Source organism: Methylococcus capsulatus (genome assembly GCF_036864975.1).
In the GTDB taxonomy this organism is placed as follows: Bacteria; Pseudomonadota; Gammaproteobacteria; order Methylococcales; family Methylococcaceae; genus Methylococcus.
Genome location: NZ_CP104311.1, coordinates 2,827,158 through 2,843,053, shown reverse-complemented (window position 1 = coordinate 2,843,053; position 15,896 = coordinate 2,827,158). Strand labels below are relative to the sequence as shown.

Sequence of the window (15,896 nt, the reverse complement as noted above, 5' to 3'; positions counted from 1 at the left end):
AGGAAACCAGCCATGTTCGACAACCTGACCGACCGCCTTTCCGATTCCTTGCGCAAACTGCGCGGGCAGGGCCGTTTGACCGAGGCCAACATACAGGATGCCCTGCGCGAAGTGCGCCAGGCATTGCTCGAGGCCGATGTCGCGCTGCCGGTGGTCAAGGATTTCATCGAACAGGTGAAGGAGCGGGCGCTGGGCCAGGAGGTGCAAAAGAGCCTGACACCCGGCCAGGCCATGATCAAGATCGTCAATGAGGAACTGGTCACGATCATGGGCAAGGCCAATGAGAAACTGAATCTGGCCACCCAGCCGCCGGCTGTGATCCTCATGGCGGGCCTTCAGGGCGCAGGCAAGACCACCACCGTCGCCAAGCTGGCGCGCTGGATCAAGGAGAATCTGCGCAAGTCCGTGCTGGTGGCCAGCGCCGACGTCTACCGTCCGGCAGCTATCCAGCAGCTGGAGACATTGGCGAGCGAGGTGAAGGCCGAGTTCTTCCCCAGCGAGACGAGCGAACAGCCCGTCGATATCGCTCGCCGCGCCGTCGAACACGCACGGAAACGCTATATGGACGTGGTCATCATCGACACCGCCGGGCGCCTTCACATCGACGAAGATATGATGGACGAGATCAAGGCCGTGCACGCCGCGATCAAGCCGATTGAAACCCTGTTCGTGGTGGACAGCATGACCGGCCAGGATGCCGCCAACACTGCCAAGGCCTTCCACGACGCGCTGCCGCTGACCGGCGTCATCCTGACCAAGACCGACGGCGACGCCCGTGGTGGCGCGGCGCTGTCGATCCGTCACATCACCGGCAAGCCGATCAAGTTCATGGGCGTGGGCGAGAAGACCGCGGCTCTGGAAGTGTTCCATCCCGACCGCGTGGCTTCACGTATCCTCGGCATGGGCGACGTGCTCTCGCTGATCGAGGACGTCGAGCGCACCATGGACAAAGCCAAGGCGGAAAAACTCGCCAAGAAGATCCACAAAGGCCGCCGTTTCGACCTCAACGACTACCGCGACCAGTTACTGCAGCTCAAGAACATGGGCGGCCTCGCCGCCATGCTGGACAAGCTGCCGGGCGTGGGGAACGTACCCCAGCACGTCAAGGAGAAAATCAACGACAAGGAGATGTACCAGCAGCTGGCGATGATCGATTCCATGACCCCCGCCGAGCGGTCCGACCCCGACATCCTCAACCCGTCCCGCAAGCGTCGTATCACCCTGGGCTCAGGTACGGAGGTTCAGGACCTGAACCGCATGCTCAAACAGCATGAGCAGATGCAGAAAATGATGAAAAAGCTCAAGGGCGGCAACATCATGAATCTGATGAAAGGCATGCGCGGTCAGCTCGGCCGCCGGCTGCCGTTCTGACCGCGGCAGCTCACCAAGCGGACAAAAATCGGACGCCAAGCCCGAACTGCTCTCCGTGTCTAGCGGCAGTGCAATGCTGCGATCAACGGGCAGGAAATGTTGCCGCTATGCGCGTTGCACTCGCCAACCAACTTCGACAGCGCTGCCTCCATCCGCTGGAGGTCTGCCAAGCGGGCGCGCACATCGGCCAGCCGGTGGGCGGCCAGTTCGGCCGCTTCGCCGCAATGGGTGCCGTCCTCCAGTTTCAGGAGCTGGCCGACTTCATCCAGGCTGAACCCCAAGCGCTGGGCTGATTTCACGAACTTCACCCGCGCCACATCCGCCTGTCCATAGCGGCGGATGCTCCCATAAGGCCGCTCCGGCCGGGGCAGCAGTCCCTTGAGCTGATAGAAGCGGATCGTTTCCACGTTGACCCCGGCGGCCTTGGCGAAGGCGCCGACGGTCAGATTCTCTTGAGCGTTCTCCATGGTGCTTGACTCCGTAGTTGACTACGGAAGTAACGTTACCGTATCAAGCGAAGTCCCGGAAGGAGAATCTTATGTCGGAATCCAAGAATGGCCGCGGCGCACTGGCGACCGGCGGCATCGCGGCCGTCCTCGCCTCGGCCTGCTGCCTTGGCCCCCTCGTCCTGGTCGCGCTCGGTTTCTCGGGCGCCTGGATCGGCAATCTGACCGTGCTGGAACCCTACCGCCCGATCTTCATAGGCGCGGCGCTCATCGCGCTGTTCTTCGCCGGGCGCCGCATCTTCCGCCCGGCCCAAGCCTGCGAGCCGGGCGAGGTGTGCGCCGGGCCGGAAGTGCGGACGGCCTACAAAGTCGTTTTCTGGATCGTAGCCGCCCTGGTTCTGGTGGCCGTCGCGTTTCCCTACGTCCTGCCGCTGTTCTACTGAAAGGAGCTTGCCATGCAGAAACGAACCGCACTGATCGCCCTGGCCGCCGCCCTGAGCGGACCCGCATGGGGCGCTACCCAGACTGTCACCCTGTCCGTGCCCGGCATGACCTGCGCGGCCTGCCCGATCACGGTGAAGAAGGCGCTCACCAAGGTTGACGGCGTAAGCAAGGTCGAGGTGAGCTTCGAGAAACAGGAAGCCGTCGTCACTTTCGACGACGCCAAGACCAGCACCGCAGCCCTCGCGCAGGCCACCGCGAACGCCGGTTATCCTTCGACTGTAAAGGAATGAACCATGGATAACAAAACCTTACTGCGCACGGGCATCGTCGGTTCCATCGTCGCCGCGATTTGCTGCGCGACCCCGATACTCGTGATCCTGCTGGGTGCCGTGGGCCTTTCGGCTTGGGCGGGTTGGCTCGATTACGTTCTCATCCCCACGCTCATCGTATTCGTCGGCCTCACGGTTTATGCCTTGAATCAACGCAAGCGCGCGGTGCAGTGCTGCGCGCCCGGGACAGCGCCAAACACCGGCAATGGAGAAAAAAATGAGCACGTATGAGTTGCTCATCGATGGCATGACCTGCACGTCGTGCGCCGAGCACGTCCGGCAGGCATTGGAAAAGGTGCCCGGGGTGAGCTCGGCCGCGGTGTCGTATCCGCGCAAACGCGCCGAGATCGAGGTGGAAGCCGGCGTGTGCCTGGATCCGCTGGTCACGGCCGTGACCGCGCTCGGCTACCGCGCACGGGTTCCCGACATACCAGGCAAGTCCTCCGGCGGCTTGTTGAACGAGACGCTCGACTGGCCGGAGAGAGGAACAAAGCGCGGTAGCGGCGAGTCAGCGTTGCACGTGGCCGTGATCGGTAGCGGCGGCGCGGCGATGGCGGGCGCCTTGAAGGCCGTGGAGCTCGGCGCGCGCGTGACGCTCATCGAGCGCGGCACCATCGGCGGCACCTGCGTCAATGTCGGCTGCGTGCCTTCGAAGATCATGATCCGCGCCGCCCACATCGCCCACCTGCGCCGCGAAAGCCCGTTCGATGAGGGTCTTTCGCCCACCCCGCCGGCCATCCGGCGCAAGCGGTTGCTGGCCCAGCAGCAAGGCCGCGTCGAGGAGCTGCGCCACGCCAAGTACGAAGGCATCCTGGCGAGCATCCCGGCTATTACCGTACTGCGCGGCGAGGCCCGGTTCATGGATGCGCATACGCTCACCGTTGCGCTTGCCGACGGCGGCACGCACGAGCTGAGCTTCGACCGTTGCCTTGTCGCCGCCGGCGCGAGTCCAGCGATTCCGTCGATCCAGGGCCTTGCGGATACGCCCTACTGGACCTCCACTGAGGCGCTGGCGAGCGACACGATCCCAGAGCGGCTGGCCGTGATCGGCTCGTCGGTGGTCGCGGTCGAGCTGGCGCAAGCTTTCGCTCGCCTGGGTAGCCAAGTCACGATCCTGGCGCGCCGCACGCTGTTCTTCCGTGAGGACCCCGAGATCGGCAAGGCGCTGACGGCAGCCTTCCGTGCCGAGGGCATCGAGGTGCTGGAACACACCCAGGCCAGCCAGGTCGCCTATGCGGACGGGAAATTCGTGCTCACCACTGGGCACGGCGAGCTGCGTGCCGACAAGCTGCTCGTCGCCACCGGCCGGGCGCCGAACACGCATGGCCTGAACTGTGAGGCGGCGGGTATCGAGCTCAACGCGGAAGGGGCCATCGTTATCGACCGCGCCATGCGCACCAGCTCGCCGCACATCTTTGCCGCCGGCGACTGCACCGACCAGCCGCAGTTCGTCTATGTGGCGGCGGCGGCCGGCACCCGCGCCGCGATCAACATGACGGGAGGCAGTGCCGAGCTGGATCTGACGGCGATGCCGGCGGTAGTGTTCACCGATCCGCAGGTGGCGACAGTGGGCTACAGCGAGGCGGAAGCGCGCCACGATGGCATCGAGACCGACAGCCGGCTGCTGACCCTCGACAACGTGCCTAGGGCGCTGGCCAACTTCGACACCCGCGGCTTCATCAAGCTGGTCGCCGAGACCGGCTCGGGACGGCTGATAGGTGTCCAAGCTGTGGCCCCGGAAGCGGGCGAACTGATCCAGACGGCCGCGCTGGCGATCCGTCACCGGATGACCGTGCAGGCGCTGGCCGACCAGTTGTTTCCGTATCTCACGATGGTCGAGGGCCTGAAGCTTGCGGCGCAGACCTTCAACAAGGATGTAAAGCAACTGTCCTGCTGCGCTGGCTGAGAAAAAGGAGAGGGCAAGGTTGGTCGACTGAGAATTCACTGATCTTGATTCTGAACGCCACTGGACTGTTCATCACTGGACTGTTCATCGCAACAGCACTTGCCGGGATCATCGGCTGCTTTCTGCCTTACCTTGGGCAACGCAAAAGCGGGCCCAATTGGCTGCTGATTCCAGCAGCGATGAGTCTGGCGCTTTTTGTTTGGCTGCTTGCGTTAGACTCAGCCGCCAGTGGCCGCGTCTACGCGGCTGCCGCATTGGTTTGGCTTCGAGGCTTGGATGGCGTAACGCTGTCCGCGATGGATTGGGCGGGGGCCGGAGCCCCGCTGCTCGTCATGTCGATCACTATGCTGGGCTGGCACGACAAGGCTTAGCGGACGAGTTTTTCTTCCGTTTCGCGTGTTCGACCCTGAGCCGTCCGTTCCCTTACTGCGCGGATTGTCGCCGGTGAAGTCATGGCCGCTCGCCGGGCGGCCCCTCCTCGGTAGAGCGAAAGCCGGCTGGACAGGGGCCTTGAAATCAGGTTCCGTGTCTCTATATCGCTGGCAGCACCCGACTGAGAGTGCTAATCGCTGAATTCCGTGCATTTCGCACCATTCCTTGAAGCAACAACATAGTTAAAGGAGTTCCAAGTCATCATGAAAATCCGTCCTTTGCATGACCGTGTTGTGGTTATCCGCCGGGAAGAGGAGAAGACCTCCCCGGGCGGCATCGTGATTCCCGATACTGCGAAGGAGAAGCCGATCAAGGGCGAGGTCGTAGCCGTCGGCACCGGCAAGGCGTTGGACAATGGTCAGGTGCGCCCCTTGGCTGTGAAGGCAGGCGACACGGTACTGTTCGGCAAGTATTCCGGCACCGAGGTCAAAATCGACGGTACGGAGTACCTGATACTCCGGGAAGACGACATCATGGGTGTTATCGAATCCTGATCTTGAGCCAAGCTTTTGAACTGAACACTGGAGGAATGAACTGATGGCAGCAAAAGAAGTACGTTTTTCGGACGACGCCCGTCACCGCATGCTGGCCGGCGTGAACATCCTCGCCGACGCGGTGAAGCAGACCTTGGGGCCGAAGGGACGTAACGTCGTTCTGGAAAAAAGCTTCGGTGCTCCGGTCGTGACCAAGGACGGTGTGTCCGTCGCCAAGGAGATCGAGCTGAAGGACAAGTTCGAGAACATGGGCGCGCAAATGGTGAAGGAAGTCGCCTCCAAGACTTCCGATGTGGCCGGTGACGGCACCACCACCGCCACCGTGCTGGCCCAGGCCATCGTGCGCGAGGGTCTGAAATCGGTCGCGGCCGGCGCCAATCCGATGGACATCAAGCGCGGCATCGACCAGGCCGTCGGCGTCGTGGTGGAGGAATTGAAGAAGCTGTCCAAACCCTGCACCGATAGCAAGGCCATCGCCCAGGTCGGCACCATCTCCGCGAACTCCGACGAAAGCATCGGCCAGATCATCGCCCAGGCCATGGACACGGTCGGCAAGGAAGGCGTGATCACGGTCGAGGAGGGCTCGGGTCTGCAGAACGAGCTCGACGTCGTCGAAGGGATGCAGTTCGACCGCGGCTACTTGTCCCCGTACTTCATCAACAAGCAGGACACCATGGGCGTGGAACTCGAGAATCCTTACGTCCTCCTGCACGACAAGAAGATCTCCAACATCCGCGACCTGCTGCCGGTGCTGGAGAAAACCGCCAAGGCTGGCCGTTCGCTGTTGATCATCGCCGAAGACGTGGACGGTGAAGCACTGGCCACCCTGGTGGTCAACAATATGCGGGGCATACTCAAGGTCTGCGCAGTCAAAGCTCCTGGTTTCGGCGACCGTCGTAAAGCCATGCTGGAAGACATTGCCATCCTGACCGGCGGCCAGGTGATCTCCGAGGAGCTGGGTCTGAGCCTGGAAAAGGTCGAGCTCACCGATCTGGGGCAGGCAAAGAAAATCCAGATCAACAAGGAAACCACCACCATCGTCGACGGCGCCGGTTCCACGGATGCCATCAAGGCTCGCGTCGAGCAGATCCGCAAGCAGATCGAGGACACCACCTCCGACTACGATCGTGAGAAGCTCCAGGAACGCGTAGCCAAGCTGGCCGGCGGCGTGGCTGTCATCAAGGTTGGGGCGGCCACCGAGGTCGAGATGAAGGAGAAGAAAGCCCGCGTCGAAGACGCGCTGCACGCGACCCGCGCGGCCGTCGAAGAAGGCATCGTACCGGGCGGCGGCGTGGCGCTGATCCGGGCCCAGCAGGCGCTGAAGACCTTGGAGGGTAAGAACCACGATCAGACGGTGGGTATCGCCATTCTGCGCCGGGCGATCGAAGAGCCGTTGCGCCAGATCGTGGCCAATGCCGGCGAGGAGCCATCGGTCGTACTCGCGAAAGTCCAGGAAGGCACTGGGACCTTCGGCTACAATGCCGGTAGCGCCGAATACGGCGACATGATCGAGATGGGTATTCTGGATCCCACCAAGGTCACCCGTTCCGCTCTGCAGAACGCGGCTTCCGTCGCGGGCCTCATGTTGACCACCGAAGCGATGGTCGCGGAAATGCCCAAGAAGGAAAAAGGCGGCGTGCCGGCAGGTGGCGGCATGGATGACATGATGTGATCGGCATCGGGTTCGTGGGGCCTTAAAACGGCCCCACGACGCTAGGGAAATTACACGTGTCTGCTGTAACCCCTGGTTGCGCCATGACGTAACCGGGGGTTCGTTTATGCGTTGGTGAACCAGCCCCGCGTCCGGTTGCATAGGGCGCAGACCGAGAGCATCACCGGCACCTCGACCAGCACGCCCACCACGGTGGCCAAGGCCGCGCCGGATTCCGGGCCGAACAGGGTGATCGCGGTCGCCACTGCCAGTTCGAAGAAATTGCTGGCCCCGATCAGAGCGCCCGGCGCAGCCACGGCGTAATTCACCCCGAACAGATGCATCAGACCGTACACCAGCGATGAATTGAAGTACACCTGAAACAGGATCGGCACCGCGATCAGCGCGACATGCAGCCAACGTCCGGTGATGTTGTCGGCCTGGAAAGCGAAGATCAACATGAGCGTGACGAGCAGGGCACTGATCGCAACCGGGTGTAGCCGGGGTAGGAAAACTTGTTCGAACCAGGCGGGGCCCTTGCTGCGCAGCAGCCACAGCCGTGATATAACCCCGGCGGCCAGCGGTATCACGATGAACACCACTACCGAGTAGAACAGGACGTCGAACGGCACTTCCAGTCCCGCGGCCCCCGAAACCAGGTATTTCACGATGGGGACGAAGGCCAGCAACATGATGAGATCGTTCACCGCGACCTGGATCAGGGTGTAGGCCGGATCACCGTCGGTGAGGTAGCTCCAGACAAACACCATGGCGGTGCAAGGCGCCGCAGCGAGGATAATGACGCCCGCCAGGTACTGATCGCCCGTCTCAGGGCCGATCCACGGAAGAAACAGGTATTTGAAGAATAACCAACCGAACAGCGCCATGCTGAACGGCTTGACCAGCCAGTTGACGAAAAGTGTCACCATCAAGCCCCTGGGGTTCCTGCCCACGTTCACCACCGAAGCGAAATCCACTTTCAGCATCATAGGATAGATCATCAGCCAGATGAGACCGGCGATCGGCAGGTTGATGTGGGAGATTTCGAGCGCTCGCAGAGCCACCACGGGTTCGGGCAGTACCTTGCCGAGCAGGACGCCGGCGCCCATGCACAACGCGACCCAGAGGGTAAGGTAGCGGTCAAAGAAACTCATGCGCTTGGGCTCGATTCGAGTCGGCGTGGGCTTTTTCTTCATGCTATTTTCCCTATGCGTTCCAATTCCACCGAAAGCTCGGCGGAGCTCATTTGCTCGATCGGCAGGGCCAGCAAGGCCCGCACCCGGTTTTCCAGGGTTTCGAGTGCCGCGTCGAATACGGCGTCGATCTCCGCCAGCGTGCCCGTCGCATTGGCCGGATCCGGTAGCCCCCAATGGCCCCGGATGGCTTGGCTCAGGTAGGCCGGGCAGGTTTCGCCGGCCGCGTCGGCACAGACAGTGATCAGGATGTCGAATACGACGTCGCCGAGGGCATCCCAGGACTTGCTGCTCAGCCCTTCGGTAGGGAGGCCGTGCCTGCGCAGGGCCTCCAGCGCATGGGGATTGACCTTTCCGGTCGGATGGCTCCCGGCGCTCCATGCCCGGAGGCGGTCACTCCCCAGATGGTTGAGCAGTGCCTCAGCAAGAATGCTGCGGCAGGAATTGCCGGTGCATAGCACCAGCATGTTGATCAGCTTTCGCTTCATGAGAGTTTCCCGAACTTCAAAAGTCGCAGATGCGATCTCCTTCCAGCTTGCGTCAAGCCATCCGCCCGATGGCGCGAAGCTCCCGCTCGAGGGCTAACCGCTCTAGACTATGCGGATTGAGGGCGATGAACAGGGCAATACGCCGCTCGAGCAGCGCGAAGGTCTGGGCAAATGCGAGCCTTCGTTCGCCTTCGGAACCTTCGACGGCCGCCGGATCGGGCAGTCCCCAATGGGCGGTGATGGGCTGGCCGGGCCAAGCCGGGCATACTTCGCCGGCGGCGTTATCGCAGACCGTGATGACGAAATCCAGCGGCGGTGCCCCTGGGGCAGTGAACTCGTCCCAGCTTTTGCTGCGTGCCTCGTCCGCCGGAACGCCTTCTTTGGCCAGCCGTTCCAGCGCCAGCGGATTGACGCGACCGGTCGGATGACTGCCGGCGCTGTAGGCATGGAAACGCCCCTTGCCGAGATGGTTGAGCAGCGCCTCTGCTATGATGCTGCGGGCCGAATTGCCGGTACACAGAAAGAGCACGTTGTAGGTTCTCTCGGTCATTCAGCGGTCTCCTGATTGGTAGTGCATCGAAGCGGGGTGGACGTCGTACAGGGGGCGCCGCGGCAGCAGTTCTCGGTCAAAAACCCGATCAGCTCGTTCATCACCTCGAAATTTGCCGAATAGATGACATAGCGGCTTTCCTGACGTGATCTGACCAGACCGGCATGGGCCAATTCCTTGAGATGGAAGGACAACGATGAGGGGGCGATTCCCAATGCTTCGGCGACTCGGCCGGCGGAAAGCCCCTCGGGCCCGGCCTGGATCAGCAATCGGAATACGGCCAGACGGGATTCTTGTGCCAGGGCGGCAAGGGCGGTTACGACGGACTTTGATTCCATATTTCTATAATTATGGAATTTTTGATGTAAAGCAATACCCTCGCTGAATTCGTGTCGGCCTGAGCGGAGGGGGGTAGCCGACCCCGCGCAATAGGGGGGTCGGACGGGAGCGCGCCGGTGCTGCGCAATGGTGGAAAACCGGTCAGGCGGCGTTCTTCTGCTGCTCGTTCATGAGCACGGTCACGGCTTCACGTGCCAGCGGGCTCAATCCTTCGCCGCCGGCCTGGAGGTGGGCGATGATCTGGCGGCGCATCCTGGGCTCCCAGAACTTGTGCAGATGATCGACCACGCCCTTAACGGCGGCGGCGTGGTCGGGATCAGCCTGGAAAAAGGCGCTGATGTTGTTTGCCATCTTGACGAGGTTTTCGCTATGCATTTGCAAGCAGGGCTCCTTATTTAGTTAGATGTTATAAGTCGAAAACTCGCTTAATGTTCAAGCAGCCGGTGGGCGTGGGAATAAACCACGCATGTCTCGCCGCGGACGAAACCGACCAGGGTCAGGCCGGTTTCCAGCGCGAGCCGGATGGCGAGGCCGGTGGGTGCCGAAATCGCGGCCAGGAAGCCGACGCCGGCCTCCGCGCATTTCTGCACCATCTCATAGCTGGCGCGGCTGGTGACCAGGACAAAGCCCTCATTGCGTGGTGTATGGGTTTTCGCCAAGACTCCGATCAGTTTGTCCAGGGCATTGTGGCGGCCCACGTCTTCCCGTAGGTGGACGAGGCCCCGGCCAGGCACAATCCAGGCTGCGGCGTGCACCGCACCGGTCAGTGAATTGATGTCCTGTCGCGCACGCAGTTCGTCCTGGGCGCGGCGCAGATCGGCCATCGACACGGCCGTGTCCACCCCCACCCACGGCGGGTGGCGCACCGCTTGCTGCAGGGTCGCTGAGCCACACAGGCCGCAGCCGGTACGCCCGGTGAGATTGCGTTCCTTGCCCGGCAGGCCGGCGAAACGGTCCTCGGTGATACGCAGCCTCACCTCGATGCCTTCGCTGCGGTTGTGGGGGCGGACCGCCAGGATCTCGGACGGCGAGCGGACGATGCCCTCGGTCAGACTGAAACCGATCGCGAAATCCTCCAGGTCCAGGGGCGTCGCCAGCATGACCACATGCGGCACCCCGTTGTAGACCAGCGCAACGGGCACTTCCTCAGCCACTTCGTCGGTTTCGACGCTGACGACCCCGTCACGCAGGCGCTGGACCGTGACCCGACTGTGGCTGGGCCGGCTCCCGTCTTCCAGGGTCCATGCAGCCGGCGCGCCTTCCGCACTGCCCGGGCGAAGGACCGGATCGAAGACAGTGCCGGCTGGACCCGCCATCCCCAATCAACCCGCTGTGGCTTTTTCCAGGTAGGACAATTGCTCTTCCGTGAATCTGCGGAATCTCCGCTGCCACTCCGAAGGCGCATTCACCTTGGTGACCTGCACGGCAGTCACCTTGTATTCGGGACAGTTGGTGGCCCAGTCCGAATTGTCGGTGGTGATGACGTTGGCGCCGGATTCAGGGAAGTGGAAGGTGGTGTAGACCACCCCGGGTTGCATGCGCTCGGAGACCACTGCCCGCAGCACCGTCTCGCCCTGGCGGCTCTTGATGCCGACCCAGTCGCCGTCTTCGATTCCTCGGTTTTCGGCGTCGTGCGGATGGATTTCCAGACGGTCTTCCGAATGCCAGGCCGTGTTCGCGGTGCGGCGGGTCTGCGCGCCGACGTTATACTGCGACAGGATGCGGCCTGTAGTCAGGATCAGCGGGAATTTGCCGCTGGTGCGCTCCTCAGTGGGGACGTATTCCGTGAGCATGAACCGGCCTTTCCCCCGCACGAAATGGTCGACGTGCATGGTGGGTGTGCCGTTCGGCGCTTCCTCGTTGCATGGCCACTGCAGGCTGCCGACCTCGTCCAGGCGCTTGAAGCTGACCTTGCTGAAGGTCGGCACCAGGCTGGCGATCTCATCCAGGATCTCCGAGGCATGGCTGTAGTTCATCGGATAACCCAGGGCGTTGGCCAGCATCTGGGTCACCTGCCAGTCCTCGTAACCGGCCAACGGCGGCATTACCCGGCGCACTGGCGAAATCCGTCGCTCGGCGTTGGTGAACGTGCCGCTCTTTTCCAGGAAGGAGGCGCCGGGTAGGAAGACATGGGCGAACTTGGCGGTTTCATTCAGGAACAGGTCCTGAACGACGACGCATTCCATCGCCTCCAGCGCCGCGAATACGTGCTGGGTGTCCGGATCGGACTGGGCGATGTCCTCACCCTCGCAGTAGAGTCCCTTGAAACTGCCTTCGAGCGCCGCCGCGAACATGTTGGGAATACGCAGGCCCGGTTCGGGATCCAGCCGGGCGTTCCAGGCCGCTTCGAATTGGGCGCGTACCGTGCTGTCAGAGACATGGCGATAGCCCGGCAGCTCATGGGGGAATGAGCCCATGTCGCAGGAGCCCTGCACGTTGTTCTGCCCGCGCAGTGGATTGACGCCCACCCCCTCGCGACCGATGTTGCCGGTCGCCATTGCGAGGTTGGCGATGCCGATCACGGTGGTCGAGCCCTGGCTGTGCTCGGTGACGCCCAGGCCGTAGTAGATCGCCGCATTGCCGCCGCTGGCATAGAGCCGCGCCGCTTCGCGCAGGGTCTGTGCCGGTACGCCAGTGATCGACTCCATGGCTTCCGGCGAGTTGCGTTCCTGGGCGACGAAATCCTTCCATTTGTTGAAGGACTCCACCTCACAGCGCGTATTCACGAAGTCCTCGTCGACCAGCCCTTCCGTGACGATGACATGGGCGAGGGCGTTGACCACGGCGACGTTGGTGCCGGGTTTGAGCTTCAGGTGATAATCGGCCTTGATATGCGGAGAGCGGACCAGGTCGATGTCGCGCGGGTCGACCACGATGAGCTTGGCGCCCTGGCGCACTCGCTTCTTCATCAGCGAGCCGAACACCGGATGACCGTCGGTGGGATTGGCGCCGATGACCATGATCACGTCGGACTTCATCACCGAGTCGAAGGTCTGGGTTCCGGCCGATTCACCCAGAGTCTGCTTGAGGCCGTAACCGGTGGGGGAGTGGCAGACGCGGGCGCAGGTGTCGACGTTGTTGTTGCCGAAAGCGGCGCGTACCAGCTTCTGCACCAGGTAGGCTTCCTCGTTGGTGCAGCGGCTGGATGTGAGCCCTCCGACCGAATCCTTGCCGTATTTGGCCTGGATGCGCTTGAACTCGGATGCGGCGTAGTTGATCGCCTCGTCCCAGCTTACTTTCTGCCAGGGATCGTGGATGCTCTTGCGGATCATCGGCGAGGTGATGCGGTCCGGATGGGTCGCATAGCCGAAGGCGAAGCGGCCTTTGACGCAGGAATGGCCGTGGTTGGCCTGGCCGTTCTTGTCCGGGACCATCCGTACGACCTCGGAACCTTTCATCTCCGCCTTGAACGAACAGCCGACCCCGCAATAAGCACAGGTCGTGATGATCGAATGATCGGCCTGACCTTTTTCAACCACGGATTTTTCGATGAGTGTCGCGGTCGGGCACGCTTGGACACAGGCGCCGCAGGACACGCACTCGGAATCCATAAAGGCTTGGTTTTGTCCCGGCGAAATTTTGGACTCGAAGCCGCGGCCGTCGATGGTGAGGGCGAAGGTGCCCTGGGTCTGTTCGCAGGCGCGGACGCAGCGTGAACAGACGATGCACTTGGACGGCTCGAACTGGAAGTAGGGGTTACTCAGATCCTTCTTCGCATCGAAATGGTTTGCACCTTCGTAGCCGTAGCGTACTTCCCGCAGACCCACCACGCCGGCCATGTCTTGAAGCTCACAGTTGCCATTGGCGGAACAGGTCAGGCAATCGAGCGGGTGATCGGAGATGTACAGCTCCATGATGCCGCGGCGGACCTGGGCCAGCCGGTCGTTTTGGGTCACGACCTTCATGCCTTCGAACACGGGCGTGGTACAGGAGGCCGGAAGTCCGCGTCCGCCTTCGACCTGGACCACGCACAAACGACAGGAACCGAACGGTTCCAGACTGTCGGTGGCACAGAGCTTGGGGATATCGATGCCGATACTGGCGGCTGCCCGCATGACCGACGTGCCTTCGGGTACGGTGGCGGTGAAGCCGTCGATTTCCAGGGTGACCATTTTGTCGGAAGCGCTGGGCGGCGTGCCGAAATCTTTGTCTTGTAGTAGAGCCATGGGGCTATCTCCTCTCTTGGTCGGTGCTTGCAGGGCACCCGTCAGGGAAGGGTGGCGTCAGGCAACCTGAGCCACGTTCTTCTCACCGAAATCTTCCGGGAAATGATTGAGGGCGCTGAGTACGGGGTAGGGTGTCATGCCCCCCAGTGCGCAGAGCGAACCGGCGAGCATGGTATCGCCTAAATCCCTCAGCAGCGCCAGATTCTTCGCGCGGTCCCGGTCGCCGATGATGCGGTCGATGACTTCCATGCCGCGGGTCGAGCCGATCCGACAGGGGGTGCATTTACCGCAGGACTCGACCGCACAGAATTCCATGGCATAGCGCGCCATCTTCGCCATGTCGACCGTGTCGTCGAATACCACGACGCCGCCGTGGCCGAGCACGGCCCAGATGGCGCTGAACGCCTCATAGTCCAGTGGAGTGTCGAACTGGGATTCCGGCAGGTAGGAACCCAGCGGGCCGCCGACCTGCACGGCGCGGATCGGGCGCCCGCTGGCTGAACCACCGCCGTAGTCATACAGCAGCTCGCGCAGAGTCATGCCGAAAGCCTTCTCGATCAGACCGGGGCGCTTGATATTGCCGGCGAGCTGCAGCGGCAGGGTGCCACGCGAACGGCCCATGCCATAATCGGCATAGTAGCTGCCTCCCTTGTCCAGAATGATCGGCACCGAGGCCAGCGAGATCACATTGTTGATCACCGTCGGCTGGCCGAACAAACCCTCGATGGCCGGCAGCGGCGGCTTGAAGCGGACCATGCCCCGCTTGCCTTCGAGGCTCTCCAGCAAGGCGGTTTCTTCACCGCAGACATAGGCACCGGCGCCCAGACGGACTTCGAGATGGAAGCGCTTCCCGCTGCCGAGGATGTCATCGCCCAGGTAGCCGGCTTGGAGAGCGGCCTCGATGGCCTGATTCAAAGCCACTTCGGCATGGGGATATTCGACGCGGAGATAGATGTAACCCTGAGTCGCCCCCACCGCGAGGCCGGCGATGGTCATGCCCTCGATCAGCACGAAGGGGTCGCCTTCCATGATCATGCGGTCGGAGAAAGTGCCGGAATCGCCCTCATCGGCGTTGCAGACGATGTACTTTTGTCCGGCAGGGGTGTTGAGCACGGTCTTCCACTTGATGCCGGTAGGGAAGGCGGCGCCGCCGCGGCCCCGCAGGCCGGAAGCGGTCACTTCCTCGACGATCGCGGCGGGCTCCATCGCCAGGGCGTTACGCAGTCCGCGATAACCTTCGTGAGCCAGATATTCGTCCAGGCTGACCGGATCGGTGATGCCGACGCGGGCGAAGGTCAGGCGTTCCTGGTTCTTGAGATAGGGTATTTCCTCCGTCGCTCCCTGCCATAACGGATGGGCCTTGCCTTCGAGGAAGCCGGCGTCGAACAGACCGGCGACGTCGTCCGGCTGCACCGGCCCATAGGCGACACGACCGCCGGGGGTGGCGACCTCCACCATGGGCTCGAGCCAGTACAGACCGCGTGAGCCGTTGCGGACCAGCTTGATCGCAGCGCCGCGCCTGGCGGCCTCTAGCTGGATGGCGTTGGCCACCCGCTCGGCGCCGAGGCCGAGGGCACTGGAGTCGCGGGGAACGTAGACGGTAGTCATGCGGCGATCTCCTTCAATTCATCGATGATCGCGTCGAAGCTCTGTGGGGTAACGCGCCCATGCACCTCATGGTCGATCATCATCGATGGGGAGCAGGCGCAGTTGCCGAGACAGTACACGGGTTCCAGGCTGAAGGCACCGTCCGCGGTGGTTTCATGGTAGTCAATGCCGAGGCGCGCCTTGATGTGCGCCTCCAGGGCGTCGGAGTTCATGGCCTGGCAGGATTCGGCCCGGCACAGGTGAATCGTGCGCTTGCCCGGTGGCGTGATACGGAAATAGTGATAGAAACTGATGACGCCATGGACCTCGGCCCGCGAGACGTTCAGTGCCTTGGCGATTTGCGGAACCGCGTCTTCCGGAATGAACCCGATGCGGTCCTGGATTCCGTGAAGAATGGGCAATAGCGCCCCCGGCATGGATTTCTTCTGTTCGATGACTTCCGTCACCGCATCGCGATCCCACTCGGTCTGCGTCATGGT

At 62.5% G+C, this 15,896-nt stretch carries 18 protein-coding genes; 8 read left to right on the top strand and 10 right to left on the bottom strand.

Annotated features, from left to right (window positions below; translation table 11 throughout):
- The first annotated feature begins 12 nt into the window (after nucleotides 1–12).
- The gene (gene ffh / locus N4J17_RS13890) at nucleotides 13–1,371 is read left to right on the top strand and encodes a signal recognition particle protein (protein WP_198322011.1); all 1,359 of its coding nucleotides are present in this window, start codon (nucleotides 13–15) and stop codon (nucleotides 1,369–1,371) included.
- 59 nt (nucleotides 1,372–1,430) lie between these two features.
- On the opposite strand, the gene merR is transcribed toward ffh, so the two are convergent.
- Nucleotides 1,431–1,838: an Hg(II)-responsive transcriptional regulator gene (gene merR, locus N4J17_RS13885; RefSeq protein ID WP_198322010.1), complete on the bottom strand. Its 408-nt coding sequence runs from the start codon at nucleotides 1,836–1,838 to the stop codon at nucleotides 1,431–1,433.
- Nucleotides 1,839–1,909: 71 nt separating this feature from the next.
- On the opposite strand from merR, the gene merT reads away from it, so the two are divergent.
- The 7 genes from merT to groL all read left to right on the top strand — a co-directional run bounded on the left by merT (nucleotide 1,910) and on the right by groL (nucleotide 7,094).
- A complete protein-coding gene (gene merT, locus N4J17_RS13880) occupies nucleotides 1,910–2,260 on the top strand; it encodes a mercuric ion transporter MerT (RefSeq protein ID WP_198322009.1) in 351 nt (116 codons plus the stop codon).
- A 12-nt stretch (nucleotides 2,261–2,272) separates the two neighbouring features.
- Nucleotides 2,273–2,551 carry a mercury resistance system periplasmic binding protein MerP gene (merP, locus tag N4J17_RS13875; protein WP_198322008.1) on the top strand — a complete coding sequence of 93 codons (279 nt, stop codon included), beginning with the start codon at nucleotides 2,273–2,275 and terminating at the stop codon, nucleotides 2,549–2,551.
- Nucleotides 2,552–2,554: 3 nt separating this feature from the next.
- Nucleotides 2,555–2,821 (top strand): mercury resistance system transport protein MerF, encoded by a 267-nt coding sequence (merF, locus tag N4J17_RS13870; RefSeq protein ID WP_198322007.1) that lies wholly within the window; start codon nucleotides 2,555–2,557, stop codon nucleotides 2,819–2,821.
- The gene (gene merA / locus N4J17_RS13865) at nucleotides 2,808–4,496 is read left to right on the top strand and encodes a mercury(II) reductase (RefSeq protein WP_198322006.1); all 1,689 of its coding nucleotides are present in this window, start codon (nucleotides 2,808–2,810) and stop codon (nucleotides 4,494–4,496) included. The genes merF and merA overlap by 14 nt, the downstream gene beginning before the upstream one ends.
- Before the next feature lie 44 nt (nucleotides 4,497–4,540).
- Entirely contained in the window at nucleotides 4,541–4,867 is a 327-nt protein-coding gene (locus tag N4J17_RS13860) for a YnfA family protein (protein WP_425326309.1), read from the top strand.
- A 264-nt stretch (nucleotides 4,868–5,131) separates the two neighbouring features.
- Entirely contained in the window at nucleotides 5,132–5,422 is a 291-nt protein-coding gene (gene groES / locus N4J17_RS13855) for a co-chaperone GroES (protein WP_198322005.1), read from the top strand.
- 43 nt (nucleotides 5,423–5,465) lie between these two features.
- The gene (gene groL / locus N4J17_RS13850; protein ID WP_198322004.1) at nucleotides 5,466–7,094 is read left to right on the top strand and encodes a chaperonin GroEL; all 1,629 of its coding nucleotides are present in this window, start codon (nucleotides 5,466–5,468) and stop codon (nucleotides 7,092–7,094) included.
- A gap of 104 nt (nucleotides 7,095–7,198) precedes the next feature.
- Here groL and arsB read toward each other — a convergent pair whose 3' ends face one another.
- From arsB to N4J17_RS13805, 9 genes are all read right to left on the bottom strand, one after another.
- Nucleotides 7,199–8,269: an ACR3 family arsenite efflux transporter gene (gene arsB / locus N4J17_RS13845; RefSeq protein WP_198322003.1), complete on the bottom strand. Its 1,071-nt coding sequence runs from the start codon at nucleotides 8,267–8,269 to the stop codon at nucleotides 7,199–7,201.
- Nucleotides 8,266–8,754, bottom strand: a complete 489-nt coding sequence (locus tag N4J17_RS13840) for an arsenate reductase ArsC (protein ID WP_198322002.1) — start codon at nucleotides 8,752–8,754, stop codon at nucleotides 8,266–8,268. Before N4J17_RS13840 ends, arsB begins: the two co-directional genes overlap by 4 nt.
- A 52-nt stretch (nucleotides 8,755–8,806) precedes the next feature.
- Complete coding sequence (locus tag N4J17_RS13835) at nucleotides 8,807–9,304, bottom strand: arsenate reductase ArsC (protein ID WP_198322001.1); 498 nt, start codon at nucleotides 9,302–9,304, stop codon at nucleotides 8,807–8,809.
- The gene (locus tag N4J17_RS13830; RefSeq protein WP_198322000.1) at nucleotides 9,301–9,642 is read right to left on the bottom strand and encodes an ArsR/SmtB family transcription factor; all 342 of its coding nucleotides are present in this window, start codon (nucleotides 9,640–9,642) and stop codon (nucleotides 9,301–9,303) included. Before N4J17_RS13830 ends, N4J17_RS13835 begins: the two co-directional genes overlap by 4 nt.
- A gap of 142 nt (nucleotides 9,643–9,784) precedes the next feature.
- The gene (locus tag N4J17_RS13825) at nucleotides 9,785–10,018 is read right to left on the bottom strand and encodes a formate dehydrogenase subunit delta (RefSeq protein ID WP_198322051.1); all 234 of its coding nucleotides are present in this window, start codon (nucleotides 10,016–10,018) and stop codon (nucleotides 9,785–9,787) included.
- Between the two features lie 50 nt (nucleotides 10,019–10,068).
- Entirely contained in the window at nucleotides 10,069–10,959 is an 891-nt protein-coding gene (gene fdhD, locus N4J17_RS13820; RefSeq protein WP_198321999.1) for a formate dehydrogenase accessory sulfurtransferase FdhD, read from the bottom strand.
- A 6-nt stretch (nucleotides 10,960–10,965) separates the two neighbouring features.
- Nucleotides 10,966–13,809, bottom strand: coding sequence for a formate dehydrogenase subunit alpha (gene fdhF / locus N4J17_RS13815; protein WP_198321998.1), 2,844 nt, complete (start codon nucleotides 13,807–13,809; stop codon nucleotides 10,966–10,968).
- Between the two features lie 57 nt (nucleotides 13,810–13,866).
- Nucleotides 13,867–15,417 carry a formate dehydrogenase beta subunit gene (locus tag N4J17_RS13810; RefSeq protein WP_198321997.1) on the bottom strand — a complete coding sequence of 517 codons (1,551 nt, stop codon included), beginning with the start codon at nucleotides 15,415–15,417 and terminating at the stop codon, nucleotides 13,867–13,869.
- Nucleotides 15,414–15,893: a formate dehydrogenase subunit gamma gene (locus tag N4J17_RS13805; RefSeq protein WP_198321996.1), complete on the bottom strand. Its 480-nt coding sequence runs from the start codon at nucleotides 15,891–15,893 to the stop codon at nucleotides 15,414–15,416. Before N4J17_RS13805 ends, N4J17_RS13810 begins: the two co-directional genes overlap by 4 nt.
- Nucleotides 15,894–15,896: the final 3 nt, after the last annotated feature.